Annotated in this window: 5 protein-coding genes; 3 read left to right on the top strand and 2 right to left on the bottom strand. The window is 69.2% G+C overall.

Annotated elements, in window-relative coordinates; genetic code table 11:
* Positions 1–159 precede the first annotated feature (159 nt).
* Both AAHB17_RS21590 and AAHB17_RS21585 read left to right on the top strand, forming a co-directional pair.
* A complete protein-coding gene (locus AAHB17_RS21590) occupies positions 160–1,140 on the top strand; it encodes a tripartite tricarboxylate transporter substrate binding protein (protein WP_342133023.1) in 981 nt (326 codons plus the stop codon).
* A gap of 143 nt (positions 1,141–1,283) precedes the next feature.
* Complete coding sequence (locus AAHB17_RS21585; RefSeq protein ID WP_342133022.1) at positions 1,284–4,511, top strand: EAL domain-containing protein; 3,228 nt, start codon at positions 1,284–1,286, stop codon at positions 4,509–4,511.
* Between the two features lie 4 nt (positions 4,512–4,515).
* Here the strand turns inward: AAHB17_RS21585 and AAHB17_RS21580 are convergent, their stop codons facing one another.
* Both AAHB17_RS21580 and AAHB17_RS21575 read right to left on the bottom strand, forming a co-directional pair.
* Entirely contained in the window at positions 4,516–5,409 is an 894-nt protein-coding gene (locus tag AAHB17_RS21580) for a DMT family transporter (protein ID WP_342133020.1), read from the bottom strand.
* Positions 5,406–5,921 (bottom strand): flavin reductase family protein, encoded by a 516-nt coding sequence (locus AAHB17_RS21575; RefSeq protein WP_342133019.1) that lies wholly within the window; start codon positions 5,919–5,921, stop codon positions 5,406–5,408. The genes AAHB17_RS21580 and AAHB17_RS21575 overlap by 4 nt, the downstream gene beginning before the upstream one ends.
* 68 nt (positions 5,922–5,989) lie before the next feature.
* On the opposite strand from AAHB17_RS21575, the gene AAHB17_RS21570 reads away from it, so the two are divergent.
* Entirely contained in the window at positions 5,990–6,808 is an 819-nt protein-coding gene (locus AAHB17_RS21570; protein ID WP_342133018.1) for an alpha/beta fold hydrolase, read from the top strand.
* The last annotated feature ends 1 nt before the right edge of the window (position 6,809 follow it).

Genomic DNA, 6,809 nt, shown 5'->3' with positions numbered 1-6,809 from the left:
CCGCGCGCCCCCCGCCCCCCCCCCTAACCCCGGGGGCCCCCCCCCCCCCCCCCCCCCCCCCCCCCCCCCGGGCCTGCCTCCTAGGGTGAGTCCGCTGTTCAGGCGATGCCCATTCGCCTTAACGTCGGGCGACTTTCATCCCATGCTGGAGACCGCCCCATGACCACCCCTTCCCTCAACCGCCGCCACGCGCTGGGCCTGGCCGCCGGTGCCGCCGCCGCGGTGGCCTTGCCGGCCCTGGCACAGGACAAATTTCCCTCGCGGGCCATCACCCTGATCGCGCCCTGGCCGGCCGGGGGCAGCAGCGATGCCGTGATGCGCTCCTTCGCCGAAAGCGCCTCGCGCGCCCTGGGCGTGCCGGTGATCGTGGACAACAAGCCCGGCGCCGGTGGCACCTTGGGCGCCACCGCCATGGTCAACGCCAAGCCCGACGGCTACCTGCTGACCCAGCTGCCCCTGGGCATCTACCGCCTGCCCCACATGCAGCAGATGGCCTTCGACCCGGTCAAGGACATCACCCACATCGCCTGCCTGACCGGCTACACCTTCGGCATCGCCTGCACCGCCGACGCGCCCTTCAAGACCCTCAAGGACATGGTGGCCTACGCCAAGGCCAACCCCGGCAAGCTCGAATACGGCCACACTGGCACCGGCACCACGCCCCACCTGGCGATCGAGGAGTTCAGCGAGAAGGCCGGCATCCAGCTCAATCCGATCGCCTACAAGGGCTCGGCCGAGATCATGCAGGCCATCCTGGGCGGGCACATCCGTGTGATGAGCGGCACCACCGAGTTCGCCCCACACGTCTTCAGCGGCAAACTGCGCCTGCTGGCCACGCTGGGCAGCAAACGCAACAAGGCCTTCCCCGACGTGCCCACCGTCAAGGAAAGCGGCTGGGACACCATCACCGAGTCACCCTTTGGCATCGGCGGTCCCAGGAACATGGACCCGGCGGTGGTCAAGGTGCTGCACGATGCCTTCAAGCAGACACTCGAAGACCCCAAGGTGCTGGCCGCCCTGGACAAGTTCTACCAGCCGGTGATCTACATGAACACCGCCGACTACGGCGCCTATGCCGCGCGCACCTACGCCGCGGAAAAGGCCACTATCGAACGCCTGGGGCTGGCCAAGAAGGGCTGAGATTCGGGTTTCCCCCTGGTGGAAACCCAAAAAAGACATCCTGAAGGTGTTTTTTGCCCCAGCATGGTGCGTGCTGGCGCGGTACTTGCTTTATTTGACAATGCGCGGCCAAAACGGTGCGCGCGTCACACAAGGCAAGCAGCATGGCGATCGTTCAACGGATTTCTGGTTGGCTGGGTCGGCTCAGCGTGGGCCGCAAGCTCATGCTCATCTATCTGCTGGACCTGAGCGCGGTCATCTATGTGTCGGGGATCCTGATCCACGAGAAATTCCTGGCCATCGATTTCACCGACAAGGAATCCGTGGGCACGGCCTACACCGTGGCCGTGAGCGAGGCCATGATGGCCGTGTTCCTGCAGCAGGGCCGCGAGCCGGTGCTGTCGCCGGCCCACCTGGCGGCGCTGGCCCGGGTGAGACAGGCGCACGACGACACCCTGCGGACCGGGGAGCAAGGCGCGGCGCTGGCCCAGACGCTGGACACCCTGGCGACCGCGGGTCTGCCCGATGCCGCCGCGCGCGACCGCGTGCTGCGCCAGGGCCGCGAACTGCTGACCACCGTGGGCAACCAGTCCAACCTCATCCTGGACCCCGACCTCGACAGCTACTACGTGATGTCGCTGGTGGTGCTGCGTTTTCCCGAGCTGCTGCAGGTGGTCTACGACACCCGCCGCTTTGTCGAGCTGCAAGCGGCCGGCTACCTGCCGCTGGGTCCGGCGCGCGGGGCCGAGTTGCTGACGCTGGCGGGGCGGCTGGAGGCCGTGGTGCGGGGTGTCGAGGCCGACTTCGGCCAGGCGTTCGCGGCCGGGCGGCCAGAGCTGCAGCAGGCGCTGGGCCCGTCGCGCAAGACGTTGCGCGACACCGCCGAGCGGTTCCAGGCGCTGGCGCAGGCCATGGCCACCGAAGGCACGCTGGCCCGTGACCGGGCGGCACTGATGACCGAGTACCAGCTGCTGCTGGAAGAGCTGAGGCAGACCTGGTCGGTCGGCATCACCGCCCTGGATGCCCTGCTGGACAAGCGGGTGGCCGGCCTGTACGCCCGCATGTGGCTGCACCTGGGCACCGCCCTGCTGCTGCTGGTCTGCATCCTCAGCCTGGTCTACCTGGTGGCGCGGCAGATCGCCAAGCCGCTGGGCCATTTGGCCAGCGTGGCCGACGACGTGCGCCGCAGCGGCGACCACACCCGGCGCGCCGTCTGGAACAGCGGCGACGAGATCGGTCGCCTGGTCACCGCCTTCAACGACATGCTGGCCCAGCTCGACCGCGAACGGGTGCTGCAGCAGGAGCTGGCCGCCAGCGCGCGCGCCGCCGCCGCCCAGCGCGAGCTGGTCGAGGCCTTTCCCATTCCTATGGTGGTGACTTCGGTGCCCGAACACGAGGTGCTGCACGCCAACGCACCCGCCAGCCCCTGGCTCAATGGCCGCACCAGCGACCCCTGGCGCATGGGGCTGGAGCCCGGCGTGCGTGCGCGCTTCTTCCAGCGCTTGGCCGACAACGGCGTGGTCGACGAATTCGAGGTCCGCTGGAAGGGTGGCGTCGAGCCCTCGTGGGCGGTGCTGTCGGCCCGGCGACTGCAGTACCAGGGGCGCGACGCCGTGCTCACCGCCTTCACCCCCATCAACGTGCTCAAGGTGATGGAGCAGCGGCTGGAGCTGTGGGCCAAGGTGTTCGAGGCCTCGTCCGAGGGCATCATCATCATGGACGCCGAGCGCCACATCCTCAGCGTCAACAAGGCTTTCTGCCGCAGCACCTCCTACGACTTCTACGAGGTGATCGGCGAGGACCTGGGCTTCCTGCTGGAGGAAAACGCCGGCGTGCCGCTGGGCAACGTGATCGCGCGTGTGCTGCAGGACAAGGACGCCTGGCAGGGCGAGGTGCGTTTTCGCCGCCGCTCGGGCGACACCTACCCGGCCTGGCTGATGGTCTCGGCCGTGCGCGACGGCAGCAAGGCCGGTGGCATTGGCAACTACATCGGCATCTGCATCGACATCACCGACCGCAAGGCCAACGAGGAGCGTATCCAGTACCTGGCTCACCACGACGTCCTGACCGACCTGCCCAACCGCTCCCTGTGTGTGCAGCGCCTGCAGGATGCCCTGGCGGATGCGACCCTGCACGGCGAGCAGGTGGCGGTGCTGTTCATCGACCTCGACCGCTTCAAGATCATCAACGACACCCTGGGTCACCACATCGGCGACGGCCTGCTGCGCTCGGTGGCCGAGCGGCTCAAGGAATCGGTGCGCGGGCACGACACCGTGAGCCGGCTCGGCGGCGACGAGTTCGTGATCATCATGCGCGGCGTGGCCAGCAAGGACGAGGTGCGCCAGACCGTGGAGCGCCGGCTGATCCCGCTGATCCGCCACGCCCACCCGGTCGACGGGCACGAGCTCAACGTCTCGTGCAGCGTGGGCATCGCCGTGTACCCCGACGACGGCACCCAGCTGGAAGAGCTGATGCGCCGTGCAGACGCCGCCATGTACGAGGCCAAGGCCACCGGGCGCGACATGGCGCGCTTCTATTCCGAGGAGACCGACCAGCGCGCGCTGGCCCGCCAGTCGGTCGAGCACCACCTGCGCAAGGCCCTGGACCGCGAGGAGATGAGCCTGCATTTCCAGCCGCGCGTCGATGCCCGCACCCAGCGCCTGGTGGGCGCCGAGGCGCTGCTGCGCTGGAACAGCGTGGCGCTGGGGCCGGTGCCACCCACCGAGTTCATCGCCATCGCCGAGGAAACCGGCCTCATCAAGCCCCTGGGCGCCTGGGTGCTGGAGGAGGCCTGCCGCACCTGGGTCGGCTGGCAGGCGCTGGCCATGGCCAGTGGCGGGACGCACCCGCTGCACCGGCTGCAGCTGTCGGTCAACATCTCCGCCTCGCAGCTGGCCGATCCCGAGCTGGTGCCCTTCCTGCAGGGCCTGATCGAGCGCAGCGGCATGAGTCCGCAGTGCCTGGAGCTGGAGATCACCGAATCGCAGCTGATGGACAACGCCGCCGCCGCGCAGGCGCAAATGGCGGCGCTCAAGGCGCTGGGCGTGTTGTTGTCCATCGACGATTTCGGCACCGGCTACTCATCGCTGGCCTACCTCAAGCGCTTCGACATCGACAAGCTCAAGGTTGACCGCTCTTTCGTCGACGACATGCTGCACGATCCGGCCGACATGGCCATCACCCGGGCCGTGATCGCCCTGGGCCACACGCTGGGCCTGACGGTGGTGGCCGAGGGCGTGGAGAACCTCGCCACCGCGCACAGCCTGCGCGATCTCGGATGCGACGAGCTGCAAGGTTTCCATTTCAGCCGTCCCCTGCCGGCGGCGGAATGGCTGTCTTGGGCCCTGCGGCACGCGGCGTCGCTGCCGGTGCGGGCACCTGAGATTGTCTGAGGCCCTACTTCTTGCTGACCAGCACGATGCCGACCGCAACGCCGATGACGGCCAGGACCAGCTGCAGCGTCAGGGGTTCGCCCAGCAGGCCCACCCCCAGCAGCAGCGCGAAGACCGGCGTGAGGAAGGTGAAGGACGACATCACCGTGGCCGGGTAGTGGCGCAGCATCCACATCCAGGCCAGGAAGGTGGCGAAGGCCCCGGCGCCGGCCTGGAAGGCCACCGCGCCCCAGGCCCCGGCCGAGTAGCTGAGCGACCAGGTCTCGCCCAGCGCCAGCGACAGCAGCGGCGCCACGCAGGCGGTGACGCTCACCTGGTAGAACAGGGTCTTCTCGGCGCTCGCCTGGCCCAGGCGGCTGCCGCGGATCACCAGCGTGGTCAGGCCCCACATCAGGCCGCCGGCCAGCCCCAGCGCGTCGCCGTAGAGCTGGCCAGGCGTGCTCTGGCCCAGGCCTTCGCTGAAGGCGACCGCCACGGCGGCAAATGCCATCGCCAGGCCCACCCACTGGATGCGGCGCAGCGTCTCCGTGGGCACGAAGCGGGGCAGCAGCAGTGCGACGACGAAGGGCGAGGTGTAGAGGAACACCGTCAGCCGCGAGGCGCTGGTGTGCAGCATGCCGATGTAGATGCAGGCGAATTCGGCCGAGAACAACAGGCCGGCGAGCAGCCCGCCGCGCAGCGTGCCGTCGCGCGTGAACAGCGGGATGCGGCGCAGGCCGCACCACAGCAGCAGCAGGACGGTGGCGCCGCCGAAACGCAGGCTGGCCTGCCACAGCGGCGGCACCTCGTGCACGATGGCCTTGATCAGCACCTGCTGCAGGCCCCAGACGCCGCAGCACACGACCAGCAGCACCACCGCGAGCAGGTCGAGGTGGCTTTTGCGTTGTGGCGCGCTCACAGCGGGTGCTCGGTGTAGAAACGCCCGCCGTGGAACAGCAGCGGCGAGGCGCCGCCGCGGTGCTGGCAGCGTTCGACTTCGCCGACAAAAATCACGTGATCGCCTTCTTCGTACTGGCTGCGGTTGAAACACTCGAACACCGCCACCGCGCCATCGAGCAGCGGCGCGCCGCCGACACCGTCGGTGAAGGGCACGCCGGCCCAGCGGTCCGCGGTCTTGCTGGCAAAACGCTCGGCCAGGGCGCGTTGGTCGGCGCCCAGCACGTTGATGGCGTAGTGCGATCCGCTGGCGAAGGTGGCCATGGACGCGGCGGCCTGCGACAGGCTCCACAGCACCAGCGGTGGCGACAGCGACACCGAGTTGAAGGAGTTCGCGGTCAGGCCCACCAGCGTGCCGTCGGCGGCGCGCGCGGTGACGATGGTGACGCCGGTGGCGAACATGCCCAGCGCGTCGCGAAAGGCGCGTGTGGTGGGCGGGGAAGGGGTGGCCGCTTGGCCGGGTGTGACTGACATGTTGTGCCTGGGAGGGCCTGTAGTATGCCCGGCCCGCCCAAGCCCCGTGGCGCGGCGTACCATGGGGCATGTTGCCGCGATTCACCACCCTGGGCCGGGGCCCTGTCCTGCTGATGCTGCACGACGTCGACGCCAGCCACCTGGCGTTTGCGCCCCAAGTGGAAAGTTATGCCAGCCTGGGCTACCAGGCGGTGGCCTGGGACATGCCGGGCTACGGCCACAGCCCGCCCATCGAACCCTACGATTTCAAGGGCCTGGCCGCGCGCTGCGTGGTCCTGATCGAAGCCCTGACGCAGCGCGAGGATGGCTCGCACACCTCGGTCATCCTGCTGGGTCAGGGCATGGGCGGCATGGTGGCGCAGGAGGTGGCCCTGCGTCGCCCCGACCTGGTCAACCGCCTGATCCTCAGCGGCACGCTGGCGACCTTCGACGAGCTGCCCGCCGAGCGCCGGCAGGCCTACCTGAACGACCGCACCGCGCCGCTGGACGCGGGCCAGACCATGGTCCAGCTGGCGCAGCGCCTGGTGCCCCGGCTGGTGGGGCCAGGCTCGCTGCCCGAGGGGGCGCGGCTGGCCGAGTACAGCCTCGCGGGCGTGTTTCCCTCCACCTACAGGCGGGCGCTGGACGCGCAGATGCGTTTTGACCGCCGTGCCGCACTGGCACTGCTGCAGGTGCCGACCCTGCTGCTGGCGGGCGAGTTCGACACCATCGCCACGCCCGAACGCATGCGGGCCATGGCCGCGCAGATGCCGCAGGCTTGTTGCACCGTGTTGCCAGGGGTGGGGCATTGGCCCAACCTGGAGGCCCCCGACGACTTCGATGGTGCCGTGTTGTCCTTCCTGGCCGACACGGCGCCGGGCATGCGTGCCCAGGGCACGCTGCATTGAG

This window comes from Hydrogenophaga sp. OTU3427 (assembly GCF_038440225.1).
GTDB lineage: Bacteria > Pseudomonadota > Gammaproteobacteria > Burkholderiales > Burkholderiaceae_C > Hydrogenophaga.
Note: the sequence above shows the minus strand (reverse complement) of the source record. Positions and strands in the feature narration are given on the sequence as shown.